Raw genomic sequence first — 2,375 nt, forward strand, 5'->3', positions numbered from 1 at the left:
GGTTACTAGCGAACATGTTAGAATGGCGAAAGATAGGATAGAACACAATAAGGTAACTGAAATTATTCAAACTCTACCTTTACAGCAGCAAAGGCTTTTGGAAGCTATTCTGATTTTAACTAAACAAGATGAAGAAATAACTTCCGGAAAACTATATGACGAATATGAAAGCTTATCAAAAAAAGATGCTGTAACTTACAGAAGAATCTTTGACTTTATTAATGAACTTGAATTATTAGGAATTATTTCTACAAATACCATTTCTCGTGGACGTGGAAAAGGAAGAACTAATATCATCAAGCTTCAATGTGATGAAAATTTACTTGAAACAACCCTGTATTCTATTTAGGGTTGTTTTTAATCAATGTTTTCAAGATGGCCATTCTTACCGGAACGGCATTAAATGCTTGGGCGAAATATTTGTTATATTTTGTATCGTCAACATCAGTGTCTATTTCATCTATTCTTGGCAATGGGTGCATTACAATAACATCCTTACCCTCAAGCATTTTTTTGTTAATAATATAAGCTCCTTTTATTTTCAGGTAATCTTCAATGTCTCCAAATCTCTCTTTTTGAATTCTAGTTACATATAAAACATCAACATCATCAATAATGCTTTCAATGTTGTCCACTTCTTCGTAGACAATATCTGTTTTTTCAATATCATGAAGAACTTCCTGAGGCATTCTAAGTTCATTTGGAGATACCAGGTATATTTTGACATTATTATATAAGCATAATGCATTTGAAAGTGAATGTACAGTACGGCCGAATTTTAAATCACCTATTAAAGCAATTTTCAAGTCGTCAATTTTACCAATTTCTTTTTTAATAGTATATAAGTCAAGCAATGTCTGAGTTGGATGCTGACCGGCTCCATCTCCTGCATTTATAACTGGAACATCAACAATTCCTGAGATAAATTTTGAAACACCTTCAAGTTCGTGTCTAATTACTAATGCGTCACTATATCCTTCAAACATTTTTGCAGTATCTGCGATACTTTCACCTTTTGATACAGAACTTGATCCACTACTTTCAAAACCTATGCATTCTCCACTTAAGCGTTTCATTGAAGTTTCAAATGACATTCTTGTCCTTGTTGAAGGTTCAAAAAACATCAAACCTAAAATTTTCCCTTTAAGTTCTTCTGAAACTTCTTTTGAATTAGCAATGTTTTCTAGCTTTGCTGCTTCATCAAGGATATAATCTATGTCATCTCTTTCAAAATCTTTTATGGAAATTATGTTTTTTAATTTAAAAATTTTAATCAACCCTTTTATTAATCATGTTGTTAATGTAATTAGCAATTGTCTATTTCATTCAAATTCAAGACTTTTACCATCTTTTATATTCACTCATTATACTATTTATTTTTCTTTTTTCAATAAAATTTTCAGGCATTTTTTGTATTTTTACTTGAGGTTGAGTATATTATTTGTATTTTCATATTATTCTTTCGATTGGCACGACAAGTATGTCCCTTGCACCTGCATTTCTTAATTTATTCACAAGATCAAAAACTATGTCTTCATCTATTACTGCTTGGGCAGCAACTGTTTCTTCATCTGAAAGCACATCTGATATTGTTAAACCCCCAAGTGAGGGCATGACTTCTTTAACGCAATTTAAATCTTTGGTTTTTACATTCATCATCAGCAGTTTTTTACGGTTTGCATCAAGTACTCCTTTAATGCTGGTGCTGACAGATTCAATCAATTCCTTTTTAGTTTCAATGCTTTGTTTATTTGCAATAAGCACGATTGAACTTTCCAGTAATGTATCAACTATTTCCAGATGGTTCATTTTCAGGGTTGTTCCTGTGCTTGTAAGATCAGTAATTAAATCAGCAACACCTATAAAAGGAGCTGCTTCTGTAGATCCGCTTAACTTGACTATTTTTAATTTCAAATCATTTTCTTCTAGATATTTTTTAGTTAATGATGGAAATTCTGTAGCCACAGTCATTTCATCTTTAATATCATATATTGATGCAATGTTTGAGTCTTCGGGAGCTGCTAGTACCAACTTTGTTTTTCCAAATTTCAAATCAAGCAGTTCGACGACATCAGCTTCATTTTCATTAATCAGGTCTATACCGGTGATTCCGATATCTGCTATTCCATCTTGAACAAATTCAGGAATATCTGATGCTCTTGCAAACAACACATCAATATCTTTATTGAATGTTTTTGAGATTAGTTTTCTACTTTCTTTATCTTTTAATCCCAATCCTGCTTTTTCTAAGATATTTATTGAAGGTTCACTTATTCTTCCTTTTGAAGGAACAGCAATTTTAATTTTCATCATAATCTTTCCATTGTTTAATAAGTTATATTATATTAATCTTTTTATTAATACTTTTTTTCAGT

Annotated in this window: 2 protein-coding genes and 1 pseudogene; 1 reads left to right on the plus strand and 2 read right to left on the minus strand. The window is 31.1% G+C overall.

Features of this window, described 5'->3' with window-relative positions; all coding sequences use genetic code 11:
* A pseudogene (locus Q4Q55_RS10245) lies at positions 1–349 on the plus strand (cell division control protein Cdc6); the annotation flags it as partial.
* Here the strand turns inward: Q4Q55_RS10245 and pyrB are convergent.
* Both pyrB and hisG read right to left on the minus strand, forming a co-directional pair.
* On the minus strand, positions 342–1,277 hold the full coding sequence (gene pyrB / locus Q4Q55_RS10250; RefSeq protein ID WP_303372702.1) for an aspartate carbamoyltransferase: 936 nt from the start codon (positions 1,275–1,277) through the stop codon (positions 342–344). The pseudogene Q4Q55_RS10245 and the gene pyrB overlap by 8 nt on opposite strands.
* A gap of 172 nt (positions 1,278–1,449) precedes the next feature.
* Complete coding sequence (gene hisG / locus Q4Q55_RS10255; protein ID WP_303372703.1) at positions 1,450–2,310, minus strand: ATP phosphoribosyltransferase; 861 nt, start codon at positions 2,308–2,310, stop codon at positions 1,450–1,452.
* Positions 2,311–2,375: the final 65 nt, after the last annotated feature.

Source organism: Methanobrevibacter sp., assembly GCF_030539555.1.
Classification (GTDB): Archaea; Methanobacteriota; Methanobacteria; order Methanobacteriales; family Methanobacteriaceae; genus Methanocatella.